Below are 17,566 nucleotides of genomic sequence, written 5' to 3' on the forward strand. Positions count from 1 at the left end.
CGATCTGACCGCGCGCCCTTGCACCGGCTCGCGCCACAACACAAGCTATGCTCCATTCGCTTTATGTCTGTCTAAGGAAAAGGGCTCTCGACATGCGCATTCTTATTACCGGCGGTGCAGGATTTATTGGCTCGGCTCTGGTCCGGTACTTGATTCAACATACCGGGCATGAAGTGCTCAACCTCGACAAACTGACCTACGCTGGCAATCTTGAGTCGCTGGCCAGCATCGCGACCAACACCCGCTATGAATTCGTCCAGGCCGACATCATCGACCAGGCCACCGTCAGCGCAGTGCTGGCACGCTTCCAGCCCCAGGCCATCATGCACCTGGCGGCCGAGTCCCATGTCGATCGTTCCATCGACGGTCCGTCGGACTTTATCCAGACCAACATCGTCGGCACCTACAGCCTGCTGGAAGCCACTCGCGCCTATTGGCAACAGTTGGCAGAGCCGGCCAAGAGCGCCTTCCGCTTCCATCACATTTCCACCGACGAAGTGTATGGCGACCTGCATGGTGTGGATGACCTGTTCACCGAAACCACGCCTTACGCGCCAAGCTCGCCTTACTCTGCGAGCAAGGCCGCGTCCGACCACCTGGTTCGCGCCTGGCAGCGCACCTACGGTTTACCGGTGCTGCTGACCAACTGCTCGAACAACTACGGGCCGTTCCACTTCCCCGAGAAACTGATCCCGCTGGTGATCCTCAATGCCTTGGCAGGCAAGCCCCTGCCGGTATATGGCGATGGCCTGCAAGTGCGCGACTGGCTGTATGTCGAAGACCATGCCCGTGCGTTGCTCAAAGTGGTCACCGAAGGTGTGGTGGGCGAGACCTACAACATCGGCGGGCACAATGAGCAGAAGAACATCGACGTGGTGCGTGGTATCTGTGCACTGCTTGAAGAGCTGGCGCCACAGCGTCCGGCCGGCGTTGCGCAGTTCACCGACCTGATCACCTTCGTCAAGGATCGCCCAGGCCACGACCAGCGTTACGCCATCGACGCCAGCAAGATCGAGCGCGAACTGGGCTGGGTTCCTGAAGAAACCTTCAAAACCGGCCTGCGCAAGACCGTCCAGTGGTATCTGGATAACCTGCAATGGTGCCGCCGAGTCCAGGACGGCAGCTATCAAGGACAACGACTGGGTAACACCGACCTAAAGGATCTGATCGCATGATGAAGGGAATTGTATTGGCCGGCGGCTCCGGCACCCGCTTGCACCCCATTACCCTGGGCGTGTCCAAGCAGTTGTTGCCGGTCTATGACAAACCGATGATCTACTACCCGATCTCGGTGCTGATGCTGGCCGGGATCAAGGAGATCCTAGTGATTTCGACCCCAGCGGACCTGCCGCAGTACCGCAACCTGCTGGGAGACGGCAGCCAGTTCGGGGTTACCTTCAGTTATGCCGAACAACCCAGCCCGGACGGCCTGGCCCAGGCGTTCCTGATTGGCGAAGCGTTTATTGGCAAGGATCCCGTGTGCCTGATTCTGGGCGACAACATCTTCCATGGTCAGAGCTTCAGCCAGCAACTGCACAGCGCCGTCAAGCGCGACAAGGGCGCCACTGTGTTCGGCTACTGGGTCAAGGACCCGGAACGCTTTGGCGTGATCGACTTCGACAGCGAAGGTCGCGCCCTGTCCATCGAAGAAAAGCCCCTCAAGCCCAAATCCAGCTACGCCGTAACAGGCCTGTATTTCTACGACAACGACGTGATCCAGATTGCCAAGTCGATCAAACCGTCACCCCGTGGCGAACTGGAAATCACCGACGTCAACAATGCCTACCTGCAACGCGGCGACCTACAGGTTGAACGCTTTGGCCGGGGCTTCGCCTGGCTCGACACCGGTACCCATGACAGCCTGCTGGAGGCTTCGCAGTATGTGCAAACCATCGAGCACCGCCAGGGTTTGAAAGTCGCGTGCCTGGAAGAAATCGCCTACCAGAGCGGCTGGATCGACCGTGAGCACTTGCTCGAGCGCGCTAAATATTTTGGCAAGACCGGCTATGGGCAGTACCTGTTCGCCCTGGCGGGAGAGCACCAGTGAATATCGTGGAAACCTCCCTGCCCGGTGTGCTGATCATCGAACCTAAAGTGTTCGGTGACGAACGCGGTTTTTTCTACGAGAGTTTCAACGCTCGCGCTTTTGCAGAGGCCACCGGCCTTACGCGCACTTTTGTCCAGGACAACCACTCACGCTCACAGAAAGGCGTGTTGCGCGGCCTGCATTACCAACTGGAACACACCCAGGGCAAACTGGTGCGCGTCAGCGCCGGCGAGGTCCTGGACGTGGCGGTCGACATCCGCCGCAGCTCGCCGAATTTCGGCCAATGGATCGGTGTGCGCCTGTCTGCGCAGAATCATCGCCAACTGTGGGTACCGGAAGGTTTTGCCCACGGCTTCGTGGTGCTGAGCGACTACGCCGAGTTCCTCTACAAGACCACCGACTATTACCAGCCAAGTGCCGAGCGCTGCATTCTGTGGAATGACCCAACGCTGGCTATCGACTGGCAACTGACCGAACCGCCACAACTGTCCGCCAAGGACCAGAACGGCAAGCCTCTGCTGGAAGCCGAGCTGTTCCCATGAACAACCCCCTGAAAATCCTCATCACCGGCCAACACGGCCAGGTTTCCCGCGAGCTGCAACAGCGGCTCCAGGGCCTGGGTGAACTGGTCGTGCTCGGTCGCGACCAGCTCGACCTGGCCAACCCCGAGCAGATCCGCCAACAGGTGCGCAGCCATCGCCCTGGGTTGATCATCAACGCGGCGGCCCATACTGCTGTCGACCAGGCCGAGAACGAGCCCGAGGTGGCCTTCGCGATCAATGCCACGGCGCCCGGCATCCTCGCCGAAGAAGCCAAGGCCCTGGGCATCCCGTTGATCCACTACTCCACCGACTATGTGTTTGACGGCAGCAAGCCGGCGCCCTACACCGAGGACGATGCGCCCAACCCGTTGGGTGTCTACGGCCAGAGCAAGCTGGCGGGCGAGCAGGCCATCGCGGCGGTGGGCGGTCAGTACCTGGTCCTGCGTACCAGTTGGGTGTATTCGAGCCACGGCAAGAATTTCCTGCTGACCATGCAGCGCCTGCTCCAGGAAAAACCGCAGATGCGTATCGTCGCCGATCAGATCGGTGCGCCGACCTGGGCCGGGACCATCGCCAACAGCACCCGGGCACTGATCGAGCGCTGGCAGGCCGGCCAGGCCGGGGACTGGGGCGTCTATCACTTGACGGCCCAGGGCGAGACCTCGTGGTTCGGCTTTGCCCAGGCCATTGGCGAGCAACTGCTGGCCGAAGGCAAGGCGTGCGCCGAGCTGGAAGGGATTCCCGCCAGCGACTACCCCACGCCCGCCAAGCGCCCGTTGAACTCGCGCCTGGACTGCAGCCGCCTGCAACAACAATGGCACGTCGGCCAACCGCAATGGCGCGAAGCATTGCGCGAGTGTCTTGCACTGCAGCACTAGGCATAATGCGCCTGTACCCACAGGCGCAGACTTACATGACTCCACCCCTTCCACGAAGACCCCGCTGGCGCAGCCTGGCGTTGCTGGCGTTATGCCTGGCACCGCTGCTGTGGCCGCTGGAGCATCTGGCCGAACGTTACTACCGCAGCGAGCTGGCCGGGCAGAACCGCCAGACCCTCGACCTGTACGTCGCCAACCTGCTGGGCACCCTGCACCGCTACGAAATACTGCCGCAAATCCTCGGCGAATTGCCGGCCTTGCGTACCGCCCTGGAAGCGCCTCACATCAGCACCAACCTGGTCGCCGCCAACCAGTTGCTCAAGGAGGTGTCAGTCCAGGCGGGCGTGGAAGTGATGTACCTGATGGACACCCGTGGCAAGACCCTGGCCGCCTCGAACTGGGACAAACAGGACAGCTTCGTCGGCCGCAACTTTTCCTTTCGTCCGTATTTCAGTGAGGCCATGGCCGGGCGCCTGGGGCGTTTCTTCGGCCTGGGCACCACCTCGGCCAAGCGCGGGTACTTCTTCGCCGCTGCGGTGCGCGAAGACGAACATGTGATTGGCGTGCTGGTGGTCAAGGTCGACCTGGACCACACCGAAAGCCTCTGGGGCCAGACCCCCGAGCAACTGCTGGTCACCGACCACAACGGCGTGGTGATCCTGACCTCACGCCCACAATGGCGTTTTCGCGCGACCCGGCCACTGACCGAGGCCGAGCACCAGGCGATCGTCGCGATCCAGCCCTACCCGACCCGCGACCCACAGCCCCTGACTTTCAGCTCCAATGCCTGGCTGCGCCAGTCCACCGAAATCGCCGAAACCGGCTGGAATGTGGAGATTCTTGCGCCGCGCACCCTGATCGACCGCCCTGTGCGCACGGTGGTTGCCGTCGGCGGCGCGACCTTACTGGTGCTGATGCTGCTGCTCGGCCTGATGATGCAGCGCCGTCGCCACTACCTGGAACGCATCGCCTTTGAAGCCAAGGCCCGGCGCGAGCTGGAAATGCGCGTGGCCGAACGCACCAGTGACCTCGAAGGCCTCAACCGCCGCCTGCGCCAGGAAGTACTGGAGCGCGAAAATGCCCAGCAGGAATTGGTGCGCGCCCAGGATGACTTGGTGCAGGCCGGCAAACTGTCGGCGCTGGGTACCATGTCGGCGAGTATCAGCCATGAACTCAACCAGCCCCTGGCGGCCATTCGCAGCTACGCGGAAAACGCTGAGATTCTCCTCGATCACCAGCGCACCGACGACGCGCGGGGCAACCTCAAACTGATCAGCGAACTGACCGGGCGCATGGCCTCGATCATCGCCCACTTGCGCGCCTTTGCCCGCCGCGACCGGCATGCCCCGGAAAGCGTGGCCTTGCAACCGGCCCTGGACGATGCGCTGGCATTACTGGCCAAGCGCCGGCGGGCCATGGAAGTGGAGCTGATCCGCGACTTGCCAGAAGCCTCCCTGTGGGTGGAGGCCGGGGAAACCCGCCTGCGCCAGGTGCTGGGCAACCTGCTGGCCAATGCCCTGGATGCGTTGACCGAAAAGGGTCCGCCGCGCAAATTGTGGCTGAGTGCCGAATCCACCGAGCAGGGCGTCAACCTGTACATCCGCGACAATGGGCCGGGGTTCTGCATGGAAGCCCTGGGTCGCGCCAGCGAGCCCTTCTATACCACCAAGACCCGCACCCAGGGCCTGGGGTTGGGCCTGGCCATCTGTGACACCCTGATGCGTGCCTTTGGTGGTGAACTGCTGTTCGCCAACCACAAGGAAGGCGGCGCACTGATAACCTTGAAACTGCGCGCCGGGGCACCCGGCGTCAGTCTGCAACCGTCCGAGGACCGCAGTGTATGACTATCGATAACCAGATTCAGGTGGTGTTGATCGACGATGATCCACACCTGCGTCAGGCCCTGTGCCAGACCCTGGACCTGGCCGGGCTGAAAGTCCTGCCCCTTGGCGAGGCCACCGGCCTCACGGCGCGCCTGACGCGGGATTGGCCAGGGGTGGTGGTCAGCGATATCCGCATGCCCGGCATGGACGGCCTGGAGCTGCTCACCGAGCTCCACGGCCAGGACCCGGAGTTGCCAGTACTGCTGATCACCGGCCACGGCGATGTGCCACTGGCGGTGCAAGCAATGCGCGCCGGCGCCTATGACTTCCTCGAAAAACCCTTCGCCAGCGACGCCCTGCTCGACAGCGTGCGCCGCGCCTTGTCGCTGCGCCGGCTGGTGCTGGACAACCGCAGCCTGCGCCTGGCCCTGAGTGACCGCCAGCAATTGAGCACGCGCCTGGTCGGCCAGTCGGCGCCGATGCTGCGCCTGCGCGAGCAGATTGGCGCGCTGGCGGCGACCCGCGCCGACGTGCTGATCCTCGGCGAAACCGGCGCCGGCAAGGAAGTGGTGGCGCGCGCCCTGCACGACCTGTCGAACCGCCGCACCGGGCCCTTCGTCGCTATCAACGCAGGCGCCCTGGCCGAGTCCGTGGTCGAAAGCGAGCTGTTCGGCCATGAGCCAGGGGCGTTTACCGGTGCGCAGAAACGGCGCATCGGCAAGTTCGAATTTGCCAACGGCGGCACGTTGTTTCTCGATGAAATCGAGAGCATGAGCCTGGACGTGCAGGTCAAGTTGTTGCGTCTGCTACAGGAGCGGGTGGTTGAGCGCCTGGGGGGCAATCAGCAGATCCCGCTGGATATCCGCATCATCGCCGCGACCAAGGAAGACCTGCGCCAGTCCGCCGACCAGGGGCGCTTTCGCGCAGACTTGTACTACCGCCTGAACGTCGCGCCGCTGCGCATTCCGCCGCTGCGCGAGCGGGGCGAAGATGCCCTGATGCTGTTCCAGCACTTCGCCGACGAGGCCAGCAGCCGCCACGGCCTGCCGCTGCATGAGCTGCAGCCGGGCCAACGGGCAATGCTGTTGCGCCATAACTGGCCGGGCAACGTGCGCGAACTGCAAAACGTCGCCGAGCGCTTCGCCCTTGGCCTGGAACTGGCCCTGGACAACGCACCGGACGGCCCGGCGCCGGGTGTACCGATGTCTACGGGGGGGTTGAGCGAGCAAGTCGAGCACTTTGAAAAAGCCCTGATCGCGGCCGAACTCGGCCGCCCCCACAGCTCTGTGCGCAGCCTGGCCGAAGCCCTGGGCGTGCCGCGCAAAACCCTGCATGACAAGTTACGCAAGCACGGCCTGAACTTTGCCGACAGCGGCAACGCCCACGCTGACGACGATTGACCTTTTCCCCCTGCCAAGAGACTGCCATGAGCCGCGATAGCCGTTACCTGGAATCCATTCTGCACCATGACATCCCCCTGACCCGGGAGATGGGCCTCAAGGTGCTCGACTGGCAGGACCGGCAACTGCGCCTGCACTTACCGTTGCAAGCCAATATCAACCACAAGAGCACCATGTTCGGCGGCAGCCTGTATTGCGGCGCGGTCTTGGCGGGCTGGGGCTGGCTGCACCTGCAATTGCGCGAGGAAGGGATTGAAGACGGGCATATCGTAATTCAGGAAGGGCAGATCAGCTACCCATTGCCTGTCACCCAGGACGCCACGGCGATTTGCCAGGCACCGGAGGACAAGGTGTGGAAGCGCTTTTTGGCGACGTACCGGCGCCATGGCCGGGCGCGGCTGGCGTTGCAGGCGTGGATCGTGAATGAGGGCAGTGAAGCGCGAGCGGTGGCGTTTACCGGGCAGTACGTGTTGCACCGCTAGGCAAGATCATCCAAGGCCTATCTGGGAGCGGGATTGTGTGGGAGCAGGCAAGCCCGCTCCCACATTTGATCTGCATTGCCTTCAAGAACGGGCCAGAGTCAGCAAACGCTCGCGCCAGGCGGCCTTGGCCGGCAAGGCCAGGAAGAACGGGTTCAACAGCGACTCGCGTGCCGGGTAGCTGAACGGCTGGCCATTCAACTCCAGCACTTCGCCGCCAGCACCTTCCAGCACACCCTGGGCGGCGGCGGTGTCCCACTGCGACGTCGGCGCCAGGCGCGGATAGCAATCGGCGCTGCCTTCGGCCAACAGGCAGAACTTCAAGGAACTGCCGATATTGGCCAGCTTCAACTCCCCCAGCCCTTCACTCAACCCATCGAGCAAGCGCTCCTGTTCGGGGCTGGTGTGGCGGCGGCTGGCAACTACGGTGAACGCCTCGCCTGCGGCCGGCTTCTGGCGCACCTGAATCGGCCGAGGTGCAGCATTCACGTCGGATCGCCACGCCCCAAGCCCGGCGCCGCCGAAGTAGCAGCGGCCACTGGTGGGCATCGACACCACACCAAACACCACCTGCCCCTGTTCGATCAAGGCGATGTTGACGGTAAATTCTTCGCTGCCGCTGATAAATTCCTTGGTGCCATCCAGCGGGTCCACCAGCCACCAGCGTTGCCAACCGGCACGCACGCTCTGGTCGATATCGGCATCTTCTTCCGACAGCACCGGGATGCTTGGGTCCAGCGCAGTGAGGCCGGCGAGAATCAGGTGATGGGCGGCCAGGTCGGCGGCGGTCACCGGCGAATCATCCGCCTTGGCCGTCACGGCTACATTGGCGCGCCAGTACGGCAGGATGACCTCGCCGGCCTGGCGGGCCAGTTCAATCACCGGGGCAATGTACGGGTGGCCGAGGAACAATTCGCTCATGGCTGGAAGGCTCCACGCTGGGTCAACAAGTCCCGTACCAGGTACAACGCGGCCAGGGCCCGGCCTTCGCTGAACTGCGGGTTCTGCGCCAGTTGTGCGAGCTCGCGCAGGTTGACCCGGTCCACGCGCATCGGCTCGGGCTCGTCGCCTTCCAGGCGCTCTTCGTACAGCTCGGTGGCCAGCACCACCTGGATTTTCTGGCTCATGTAGCCAGGGGACAGGGACAGTTCGGTCAGGTGCTCCAACTGCCGGGCGCCATAGCCCGCCTCTTCCTTGAGCTCGCGGTCTGCCGCTGCCAGCACGTCTTCGCCCGGCTCGATCAGGCCCTTGGGCAATGACAGTTCATACTCATCCGTGCCACCGCAGTATTCTTCCACCAGCAGCGCGTGGTCAGCGTCGATCATCGCCACGATCATCACCGCGCCATACCCTGCACCCCGGCCCACCAGGCGCTCGTAGGTCCGTTCAACGCCATTGGAAAAGCGCAGTTGCACTTCCTCCACGCGGAACAAACGGCTACTGGCGACAATTTCGCGGGCGAGGACGGTGGGTTTCTGGCGCATAGAGGGCTCCTTGGCGTGATCGGGTTACTATACCGTGGCTTTTCCGATTGTCTGTGTCGGATATGTTTACTTACTTGCTTGAGAACCCACCATGCCGCCACTGCCCTGGTCCGATATCGACACCGTCCTGCTGGACATGGACGGCACCCTGCTTGACCTGCATTTCGACAACCACTTCTGGATGGAACACCTGCCCCGGCGCTATGCCGAACTGCACGGTGTGAGCCTTGCCCTGGCGGAGATGGAGTTGCAGCCGCTGTTCGAGCGTAACGCCGGCCAGTTGCAATGGTATTGCCTGGATTTCTGGAGCACCGAACTGAAGATCCCGGTGCGCGAACTCAAGCTGGAAACCGCCCATTTGATCGCCCTGCGGCCGGACGCCGATACCTTTCTGGCGGCCATCAAGCAGGCCGGCAAGCGCGTGATCCTGATCACCAACGCCCACCGCGATTCGCTGTCGTTGAAGTTGGAACGCATTGAGTTGGCGCCGTATTTCGAGCGGCTGATCAGCTCTCACGACTATGGTTTTGCCAAGGAAAACCCGCAGTTCTGGGACGCCCTGCAAGCGGACATCGACTTCGACCCGGCGCGCAGCCTGTTTATCGACGACACCTTGCCGATTCTGCGCAGTGCGCGGGATTTTGGCGTGGGGCATTTGCTGGCGGTGAAAGAGCCGGACAGCCGCAAAGGGCCGAAGGATACGGCGGAGTTTGATGCAGTCGGGGATTACCGGGAATTGATCAGCGGGCTCTAAAACTAGATGTGAGGCCCCTGTGGGAGCGGGCTTGCCCGCGATAGCGGTGGGTCAGAGCTAGATCTGCTGACTGACACACCGCAATCGCGGGCAAGCCCGCTCCCACATTATTCATCTGCTCCAGGTATTACTCAGGAATACGCAGCGTCTGCCCTGGGTAGATTTTGTCCGGGTGCGACAACATCGGCTTGTTGGCCTCGAAGATTTTGTTGTACAGATTGGCATTGCCGTAGACCGACAGGGAAATCGCGCTGAGGGTGTCGCCCTTTTTCACCACGACAAAACGGGCAGCCGCAACAACAGGGCCCGACACAGTGATCTGGTCATCCACGGTCGCCACGCCGGCAATGTTGCCCAGCGCCAGCAGAATCTTCTCTTTCTCCTCCTGGGTGGCGACTTCACCGGTCACTGTCACCTTGTCGCCCTCCACGGTGGTCTGCACATTCGGGTTACCCAGGCCGACCTTGGCAACGTGATCCTTCAACTGCTCACTCGCGTTTGCATTACCCGGCGTCAACAGATCAACGATTTTCTCGCCGGCTTCTTTGATAAAGCTAAAAAGACTCATAGTGCGCTCTCCTTGGGATTGGGTTTCCAGATGCCAAAGACTAGACCAGTCTTACAGATCTTGGTTCCAGCCCGACCAATGACGCAAACGCGCTAGAATCCCTGCGCCATTGGCATAAGCCCCCGGAGCGAAGATGGACATCAAACAACTGAAATTCCTCATCGCCCTCGACGAAACCCGTCACTTCGGCCAGGCGGCCGCGCGCTGCCACATCACCCAGCCAACCCTGTCGATGCGCCTGCGCAGCCTGGAAGAAGAGCTGGAGCTGCCGCTGGTCAATCGCGGCCAGCGTTTCGAGGGTTTTACCGCCCCTGGCGAGCGGGTGCTGGCGTGGGCGCGTACGGTGCTGGCCGCCTATGACGGCCTGCAGGCCGAAGCGGCCGCCTGCCGGGGCAACCTGGTGGGGACATTGCGCCTGGGCGTGGTGCCGCTGTCGAGCTTTGATCCGCTGGCCTTGATGCAACAGTTGCACAGGCAGCACCCCAGCCTGCGCTTTGAGCTGTCGGCGTTGAGCTCCGAGCAGATCCTCGAACAACTGGCGAGCAATCGCCTGGACCTGGGGGTGTCCTACCTTGAACGCCTCGACAGCGAGCGCTTTGACTCCCTGGCCCTGGACGAAACCCGCATGGGCCTGTTGTACGACCAACGCTTTTTCAGCTTTGGCGAAAAGCCCCTGAGCTGGGAGGCGCTGATCGAGCTGCCCCTGGGCATGCTCACCAGCGGCATGCATTTTCGCCAGTCCATCGACCATAACTTCCACAGCCGCGGCCTGACGCCACACCCCTTGCTGCAAACCGATGCCGTCCATCAGTTGCTGCAGGCCGTGCATGGCGGCCTGTGTTGTGCGGTGATGCCCCTGGACGGCGGCCTCGACGCCCTGACCGAACACCTGCGCCTGCAACCTATCGAAAACGCGCAAACCCTGGCCAAGCTGGGGCTGATCATGCGGCGCAGCGCGCCACGTTCGGCGTTGGCCGAGGCGTGTTTCGCGCTTTATCAGTAATCGCTACCGAAGCATTGATCGACGTCATCTATCGGTAGATCAGTATTGGCGATTAGACGCGACCCTTTGTCGCGCCTAGTCTTCACTCTGAACACTTCGCCGGTGACTAGACTTGATGAACGCCCAGCGCCCTGCGTGCGCGGCGCCTGCCCTGACAACGCCCGCACCTGCCGCCAGCCAGAGTTATCAATATTGCAGCCTCGACCACACGGAATCGGCCAGCACCGCGCTGGCCGAGGAAGTTGCGTTGGCGATTGCCTACAACGACATCAGCCAGGCCGTGATGCTGGTGACGCCCACCGATCTTGAAGACTTTATCGTCGGCTTCAGCCTGGGCAGCGGCATCATCAGCGACATCAGCGACATCTATGACCTGCAACTGAGCGGCGCAGGCTCGGCCCAATACGCCCAGGTGCAGATCTGCAGCCGCGCCTTCTGGAACCTCAAGCAACAGCGCCGGCAACTGGCCGGCACCAGCGGCTGCGGCCTGTGTGGCGTGGAAGCCGTGGAGCAGGCGTTGCCGGACCTGCAGGTTTTGCCGGGCGCACCACTGCCGCCTGCCGCCTGGCTCGAGGGCTTGCGCCAGCGTATCAGCGCCTTCCAGCCGTTGGGCCAATACAGTGGCGCGGTGCATGCAGCGGTGTTCATGAATAACCAGGGCGAACTGCTGCTGGGCCGCGAAGATATCGGCCGGCATAACGCCCTCGACAAACTGATCGGCGCCCTGGTGCGCCAGCGCATCCCGACCGAAGGCGGCGTGGCGATTGTCACCAGCCGTTGCAGCCTCGAATTGATCCAGAAAGTCCTGCGCGCGGGCATCCAGACCCTGGTCAGCCTGTCGTCACCCACCGGCCTGGCCCTGCAATGGGCGCGCCGGCACAACCTCAATCTTATCCACCTGCCGCAAAAAAGCGCGCCGCGGGTCTACAGCCCTGCGATGGAGTACCAGCCATGAGCAATCATCACCAAGCCGACCAAACCCCGACCCCGCGCTACAAGCCCTACAAAGGCCCGGCGGGCGGCTGGGGCGCGCTGATCAGCGTGGCACAGGCGTGGCTGACCAGCGATAACGCGCTGAAAAACCTGCGCATGATGCTCAAGACCAACCAGAACGGCGGCTTCGACTGCCCAGGTTGCGCCTGGGGTGACTCGCCGGAAAGCGGCATGGTCAAGTTCTGCGAGAACGGCGCCAAGGCGGTCAACTGGGAAGCCACCAAGCGCCGGGTGGATGCGGCGTTCTTCGCCAAGCACAGCGTCAGCTCCCTGCTGGAGCAAAGCGATTACTGGCTCGAATACCAGGGCCGCCTGACCGAGCCGATGAGCTATGACGCCGAGACCGACCGCTACAAGCCAATCAGCTGGGAGTCGGCCTTCGACCTGATCGGCAAGCACCTGCAAGCCCTGCCAAGCCCGGACATGGCCGAGTTCTACACCTCGGGCCGCGCCAGCAATGAAGCGGCATACCTGTATCAGCTGTTCGTGCGCGCCTATGGCACCAACAACTTCCCGGACTGCTCGAACATGTGCCACGAAGCCAGCGGCGTAGCCCTGGCGCAAAGTGTGGGGGTCGGCAAAGGCACCGTGACGTTTGACGACTTCGAACACGCCGACGCGATTTTCGTCTGGGGCCAGAACCCCGGCACCAACCACCCACGCATGCTTGAACCGCTGCGCGAAGCAGTGAAACGCGGTGCCCAGGTGGTGTGTATCAACCCGCTCAAAGAGCGTGGCCTGGAACGCTTCCAGCACCCGCAACATCCACTGGAAATGCTCACCAACGGTGATAAACCGACCAACACCGCATATTTCCGTCCGGCGCTGGGGGGCGACATGGCCATCCTGCGCGGCATGGCCAAGTTCCTGCTGCTGTGGGAGCGCCAGGCCCAGGCCGAAGGCAAAGAGGCAGTGTTCGACCACGACTTCCTCAATGAACACACGGTCAATGTGCTGGATTACCTGGCCAAGATCGACGACACCTCCTGGGATGAAATCGTCGAACAGTCCGGCCTGAGCCTGGTGGAGATCGAGCAAGCGGCGCGCATGTACGCCAAAGGCAAGAACGTGATCATGTGCTGGGCGATGGGCATCACCCAGCATCGGCATTCGGTGCCGACCATCCAGGAAATCGCCAACCTGATGCTGCTGCGCGGCAACATCGGCCGCCCAGGTGCCGGCCTGTGCCCGGTGCGTGGCCATAGCAACGTGCAGGGCGATCGCACCATGGGCATCAACGAACGGCCGCCCGTGGCCTTCCTGGATGCCCTGGAGCGTCGTTTCCAGTTCAAGGTGCCCCGTGACAACGGGCATAACGTGGTCGAAGCCATTCACGCCATGCTTGAGGGCCGCGCCAAGGTGTTTATCGGCCTGGGCGGCAACTTCGCCCAAGCCACGCCTGACAGCCCCCGCACCTTCCAGGCCTTGAGCAACTGCGACCTGACCGTGCAGATCAGCACCAAGCTCAATCGCAGCCACTTGGCCCACGGTAAACAGGCTTTGATCCTGCCGTGCCTGGGTCGTACTGACATTGATATCCAGGCCGATGGCCCGCAAGCGGTGACGGTGGAAGACTCGTTCAGCATGGTGCACGCCTCCAACGGCCAATTGCAGCCGCTGTCGAAGCTGATGAAATCGGAACCGGCCATTGTCGCCGGCATCGCCGCCGCCACCCTGGGCAGCAAACCGGTGGACTGGAACTGGCTGGTGGCCGACTACCGCCGCATCCGCGACTTGATCGCCGACACCATTCCCGGCTTCAAGGACTTCAATGAGCGCGTGCAGCACCCAGGCGGTTTCTACCTGGGCAACAGCGCCGGCGCCCGCCGCTGGAACACGCCGTCAGGTCGCGCCAACTTCCGCGCCAACATCCTGCCCAAGGACCTGGTGCATGAACGCACCCGCGCCACTGGCCAGTTACCCGACCTGATCATGCAATCCATGCGCTCCCATGATCAGTACAACACCACTATCTACGGCCTGGATGACCGCTATCGTGGGGTCAAGGGCCAGCGCGACGTGTTGTTTGTCAACGAAGCCGACATCATCCGCCTGGGCTTCAAGCCGGGGCAGAAGGCCGATATCGTGTCGATCTGGGACGATGGCCGTGAACGCCGGGTCAAGGGCTTTACCTTGCTGGCGTTCGATATTCCGGCGGGGCAGGCGGCGGCCTATTACCCGGAGGTCAACCCGCTGGTGCCGTTGGAAAGCACTGGGGATGGTAGCCATACGCCTACTTCCAAGTTTGTGGCGATTCGCCTGGAAGCGGCCAGCGACAATGGTCTGATCATGGCCCGGACCGCCTGATCGTCTCCATGTCTGGGAACGATTTTTACGGGCACAAAAAAGGCCGCTTTTGTATAAAAGCGGCCTTCCCGAAGTAGCTAAAGACCGGCAAAAACGACTTAAGTTCCCTAGATAAAACAGCAACTTAGCTAATTGTATACAACCTGCACCACTGGTCGGAATTCGATTGTAAGAATATTCCGACAACCTCAGGATCGCGCCGTCATCCCCTTGAGGTTCACCTATGAAGTTCTCCTCGATTCTCTTGTTGTCCCTTGGCCTGGTCAGTGGCGCAGCCATGGCCGGTGGCACCACCGAAGCCGGTGTAGGCGGCGCATTGGGCGGGGTTTTAGGTTCGGTCGTCGGCCAGCAGATCGGCGGCAATACCGGTTCGGCCATTGGTGCGGCCCTGGGCGGCGCCGGCGGTAGCGCAGTGGGCGCAGACAAACGCAGCCGTGGCGAAGCAGCCATTGGCGGCGCACTGGGCGCAGCAGGCGGCAACGTGGTCGGGCGCAGTGTCGGCGGTAGCACCGGCAGCCTGATCGGCGCGGCAGCCGGCGGTGGCGCGGGCGGCGCGCTGGGTAACTATATGGGCAATAAGAGCGATGACGACGACCGTCGCTATCGCGGGCGTGATAACCGCCGCTATGACCGTGATGATCATCGTGGCCGTGGGCATGCTTATGGCCATCGCAAGAACAAGCATCACTACCGTCACCGGTAAACACAGCAAACTCAATGTGGGAGCTGGCTTGCCTGCGCTAGCGCAATGCCAGCAACCAATAGGTGGCTTGACACTGCGCTAGCGCGGGCAAGCCCGGCTCCCACATTAGCTCTTCATTGTTTCGCAGGCCGCCGTCAGACCGCCAGGTGTTGCAGTGCTTCGCGCAGTACCTGTGGAATCGTCACCGGCTGGTTAGTCGCCCGATCCACAAACACATGCACAAACCGCCCCGCCGCACAGGCCTCATCTTCGCCGGCCTTGAACACCGCCAATTCGTACTGCACTGAACTGTTGCCCAATTTGCCCACCCGCAGGCCAATCTCGATACGGTCGGGGAAAGCAATCGAGGCGAAGTAGTCGCACGCCGAACTCACCACAAACCCCACCACTTCGCCGTCATGGATATCCAGCCCGCCCTGTTCAATCAGGTACGTGTTCACTGCCGTGTCGAAGAAGCTGTAGTAGGTGACGTTATTCACATGGCCGTACACATCATTGTCGTGCCAGCGCGTAATGATCGGCTGGAAGTGACGGTAATCGGCACGCTGCGGCATTGAGTCAGGCATGGACAAGTCTCGTTGAAGTGAATTTACAGGTCGTTCAGGTGGGCCTCGGCCCAATCCCGCACCTCGGCATACGGATACTCTTCCAGCACCGCAAACCCTGGAATCCCCCGGGCCTTGAGCTTGGTAAACAGTGGCACGCTGATCCCGCATAAAAACCGCGTCAAGCGCTCGGCCCCTGGCAAGCTGCCGGTGTGTTGATGATGCCTGTGGATAAAATCCCCGCACAGCCCCTGGAAGTTTTTATCCACAAGCGGTGCCAGGCCCGGTGGTGCGGGCAGATGGGCGACCTGTCCAGAACAAACCGAGCAATGCCCACACTGGCGGGGGGCGGCTGCATCGCCAAAATACTCGGCCAACCGAAAGCCCAGGCAACGCTCACTGGCGAACAACGCCAACATCCCATGGATCCGCGCCACTTCCGTGGCTTCGTGCTGCTTGAAGCCTGTGTATAACTCGGCGCTCAAGGCCTGGGGATCAAACCCGGTATCGAGCAGGCTATAGACCTCGGTCATCTGCTTGCTCTCCAGCTCGATCAGGCCCTGCTCCTGGAAATAGTCCAGCGCCTTGACCACCCGGCCGCGTTCGGCCTGGTGCTGTTGATAAAGCGCATCAAAGTCCACGGTGGCCCAGCTCCTGGCCCGTTTGCACGCTTGGATAATCGCGGCGACAAACTGCTGTCGCTCACCGGAAAAACGCGCCAGCAATACCTCCGGTTCTACCAGGTACTTGAAGCGATACTCGGCATAAAACGCATAGCGCGGTGCAATCACCCCCTTGAGCTCCAACTGCACCAGCAAAGTCTTGAGCGGTAGCTCGCGGATATTGCTCAGTTCCGCTAACGAGCGCAGCAGAAACTCCCATTGCCCGTCATCACCGGCCGCCAGCAGTTCCTCCAGCACCAGGCGGATGCCTTCCTGCTCCGGCGTATCGCCGTACACAAAGTTCTCCAGCACATTGAGGCTGTCGCGGTTGGCCAGCACCAGGCACTCGGAAGGCTGGCCATCGCGACCGGCACGCCCGATTTCCTGGCTGTAGTTCTCGATGGATTTGGGCAGATCGAAATGCACCACATTGCGGATGTCGCTCTTGTCGATGCCCATGCCGAAGGCAATGGTAGCGACGATGCAATTGGACTGGCCGCCCATGAACCGGCGCTGGATGCCTTCGCGCTTATCATGGGGTAAACCTGCGTGATAAGCCTCGGCCTGGATGCCATGGCGATTCAGGTGCTCGGCGATCTGCTCGGCAGTCTTCTGCAAGGTGACATAGACGATGCTCGGCTGGTTGGCCCGCTCGCCCATCCACTCCGCCAGGCGCCGGCGCTTGTCGGCGCCGCTGACCGGCTCCACCCACAGGTTGAGGTTGGGCCGGTAGAACCCCGTGGTGATCACGTCGGCGGGGGCGATGGCGAACTTGGCCTGCATGTCCGCAATGACCTTGGGCGTGGCGGTGGCCGTCAACAGCAGCGCCTGGGGAATGTTGAACTGGTGTTGGTAGTCGGGGAGTTTCAGGTAGTCCGGGCGGAAGTTGTGGCCCCACTCGGAAATACAGTGCGCCTCGTCCACCACCAGTAGCGAAATCGAAACGCTGTGCAAAAAGTTGCGAAAGCGCTCGTTCTTCAGGCGCTCTACGGAAATCATCAGGATCTTCAATTCGCCGGAGCGAGCGCGGGCCATTACGTCATTGGCCTGCTCACGGCTTTGTGTCGAATCAATGCTGCCGGCCGAAATGCCATGGCGCTGCAAAAAGTCCAGTTGGTCCTGCATCAACGCCAACAACGGCGACACTACCAGTGTCAGGTGCGGCAGCAACACGGCTGAGAGCTGATAACAGAGGGATTTGCCGGAGCCGGTGGGAAAGATCGCCGCCGCCGAGCGGCCTGCCAGCACGGCGCTGACAGCCGCCTCCTGGCCTGGGCGAAACTGTGGATAACCAAAGACCTGCTGGAGGGTGTCGTGCATAAGCTGTCACTCCATTGACCGCTGAACAGGCCTAAAACATAGCCCGGGATTTTCAGCG

General features: G+C 62.0%; 17 protein-coding genes. 12 read left to right on the forward strand and 5 right to left on the reverse strand.

The genetic code is table 11. The annotated features are described in order from the left end of the window. Positions 1 to 92 precede the first annotated feature (92 nt). Genes rfbB through JFT44_RS07340 form a run of 7 tightly spaced genes read left to right on the forward strand, consistent with a single transcriptional unit; the run spans position 93 to position 7,172 of the window. The gene (rfbB, locus tag JFT44_RS07310; RefSeq protein ID WP_198830471.1) at positions 93 to 1,175 is read left to right on the forward strand and encodes a dTDP-glucose 4,6-dehydratase; all 1,083 of its coding nucleotides are present in this window, start codon (positions 93 to 95) and stop codon (positions 1,173 to 1,175) included. Beyond that, a complete protein-coding gene (gene rfbA / locus JFT44_RS07315; RefSeq protein WP_198830472.1) occupies positions 1,172 to 2,047 on the forward strand; it encodes a glucose-1-phosphate thymidylyltransferase RfbA in 876 nt (291 codons plus the stop codon). Before rfbB ends, rfbA begins: the two co-directional genes overlap by 4 nt. After that, the gene (rfbC, locus tag JFT44_RS07320; RefSeq protein ID WP_169959966.1) at positions 2,044 to 2,589 is read left to right on the forward strand and encodes a dTDP-4-dehydrorhamnose 3,5-epimerase; all 546 of its coding nucleotides are present in this window, start codon (positions 2,044 to 2,046) and stop codon (positions 2,587 to 2,589) included. The genes rfbA and rfbC overlap by 4 nt, the downstream gene beginning before the upstream one ends. After that, on the forward strand, positions 2,586 to 3,467 hold the full coding sequence (rfbD, locus tag JFT44_RS07325) for a dTDP-4-dehydrorhamnose reductase (protein ID WP_198830473.1): 882 nt from the start codon (positions 2,586 to 2,588) through the stop codon (positions 3,465 to 3,467). The genes rfbC and rfbD overlap by 4 nt, the downstream gene beginning before the upstream one ends. A gap of 35 nt (positions 3,468 to 3,502) precedes the next feature. Further along, positions 3,503 to 5,311 (forward strand): ATP-binding protein, encoded by a 1,809-nt coding sequence (locus JFT44_RS07330; protein ID WP_198791962.1) that lies wholly within the window; start codon positions 3,503 to 3,505, stop codon positions 5,309 to 5,311. Next, complete coding sequence (locus JFT44_RS07335; RefSeq protein ID WP_120731254.1) at positions 5,308 to 6,690, forward strand: sigma-54 dependent transcriptional regulator; 1,383 nt, start codon at positions 5,308 to 5,310, stop codon at positions 6,688 to 6,690. Before JFT44_RS07330 ends, JFT44_RS07335 begins: the two co-directional genes overlap by 4 nt. Positions 6,691 to 6,716: 26 nt before the next feature. Beyond that, positions 6,717 to 7,172 (forward strand): thioesterase domain-containing protein, encoded by a 456-nt coding sequence (locus tag JFT44_RS07340; protein WP_057958008.1) that lies wholly within the window; start codon positions 6,717 to 6,719, stop codon positions 7,170 to 7,172. A gap of 81 nt (positions 7,173 to 7,253) precedes the next feature. Here the strand turns inward: JFT44_RS07340 and cysQ are convergent, their stop codons facing one another. Together cysQ and nudE are read right to left on the reverse strand one after the other, a co-directional pair. Further along, positions 7,254 to 8,090 carry a 3'(2'),5'-bisphosphate nucleotidase CysQ gene (cysQ, locus tag JFT44_RS07345; RefSeq protein ID WP_057958007.1) on the reverse strand — a complete coding sequence of 279 codons (837 nt, stop codon included), beginning with the start codon at positions 8,088 to 8,090 and terminating at the stop codon, positions 7,254 to 7,256. Next, the gene (nudE, locus tag JFT44_RS07350; protein WP_057958006.1) at positions 8,087 to 8,653 is read right to left on the reverse strand and encodes an ADP compounds hydrolase NudE; all 567 of its coding nucleotides are present in this window, start codon (positions 8,651 to 8,653) and stop codon (positions 8,087 to 8,089) included. The genes cysQ and nudE overlap by 4 nt, the downstream gene beginning before the upstream one ends. Before the next feature lie 91 nt (positions 8,654 to 8,744). On the opposite strand from nudE, the gene yrfG reads away from it, so the two are divergent. Beyond that, complete coding sequence (yrfG, locus tag JFT44_RS07355; RefSeq protein ID WP_057958005.1) at positions 8,745 to 9,407, forward strand: GMP/IMP nucleotidase; 663 nt, start codon at positions 8,745 to 8,747, stop codon at positions 9,405 to 9,407. 127 nt (positions 9,408 to 9,534) lie between these two features. Here yrfG and lysM read toward each other — a convergent pair whose 3' ends face one another. Further along, complete coding sequence (lysM, locus tag JFT44_RS07360; RefSeq protein ID WP_057437074.1) at positions 9,535 to 9,975, reverse strand: peptidoglycan-binding protein LysM; 441 nt, start codon at positions 9,973 to 9,975, stop codon at positions 9,535 to 9,537. Between the two features lie 133 nt (positions 9,976 to 10,108). On the opposite strand from lysM, the gene JFT44_RS07365 reads away from it, so the two are divergent. From JFT44_RS07365 to JFT44_RS07380, 4 genes are all read left to right on the forward strand, one after another. Next, on the forward strand, positions 10,109 to 10,978 hold the full coding sequence (locus tag JFT44_RS07365; RefSeq protein ID WP_057444600.1) for a LysR family transcriptional regulator: 870 nt from the start codon (positions 10,109 to 10,111) through the stop codon (positions 10,976 to 10,978). A 115-nt stretch (positions 10,979 to 11,093) separates the two neighbouring features. Next, a complete protein-coding gene (gene fdhD / locus JFT44_RS07370; protein WP_057958003.1) occupies positions 11,094 to 11,933 on the forward strand; it encodes a formate dehydrogenase accessory sulfurtransferase FdhD in 840 nt (279 codons plus the stop codon). Next, the gene (locus JFT44_RS07375) at positions 11,930 to 14,278 is read left to right on the forward strand and encodes an FdhF/YdeP family oxidoreductase (protein ID WP_186625090.1); all 2,349 of its coding nucleotides are present in this window, start codon (positions 11,930 to 11,932) and stop codon (positions 14,276 to 14,278) included. Before fdhD ends, JFT44_RS07375 begins: the two co-directional genes overlap by 4 nt. 223 nt (positions 14,279 to 14,501) lie before the next feature. Next, positions 14,502 to 14,981: a glycine zipper domain-containing protein gene (locus tag JFT44_RS07380; protein ID WP_057437072.1), complete on the forward strand. Its 480-nt coding sequence runs from the start codon at positions 14,502 to 14,504 to the stop codon at positions 14,979 to 14,981. 134 nt (positions 14,982 to 15,115) lie between these two features. On the opposite strand, the gene JFT44_RS07385 is transcribed toward JFT44_RS07380, so the two are convergent. Together JFT44_RS07385 and JFT44_RS07390 are read right to left on the reverse strand one after the other, a co-directional pair. Further along, positions 15,116 to 15,547, reverse strand: a complete 432-nt coding sequence (locus JFT44_RS07385) for a thioesterase family protein (protein ID WP_057437070.1) — start codon at positions 15,545 to 15,547, stop codon at positions 15,116 to 15,118. Between the two features lie 23 nt (positions 15,548 to 15,570). Beyond that, positions 15,571 to 17,508, reverse strand: coding sequence for an ATP-dependent DNA helicase RecQ (locus tag JFT44_RS07390; protein WP_120731245.1), 1,938 nt, complete (start codon positions 17,506 to 17,508; stop codon positions 15,571 to 15,573). Positions 17,509 to 17,566: the final 58 nt, after the last annotated feature.

The organism is Pseudomonas sp. MF5691 (assembly GCF_016405645.1).
Classification (GTDB): domain Bacteria; phylum Pseudomonadota; class Gammaproteobacteria; order Pseudomonadales; family Pseudomonadaceae; genus Aquipseudomonas; species Aquipseudomonas shahriarae.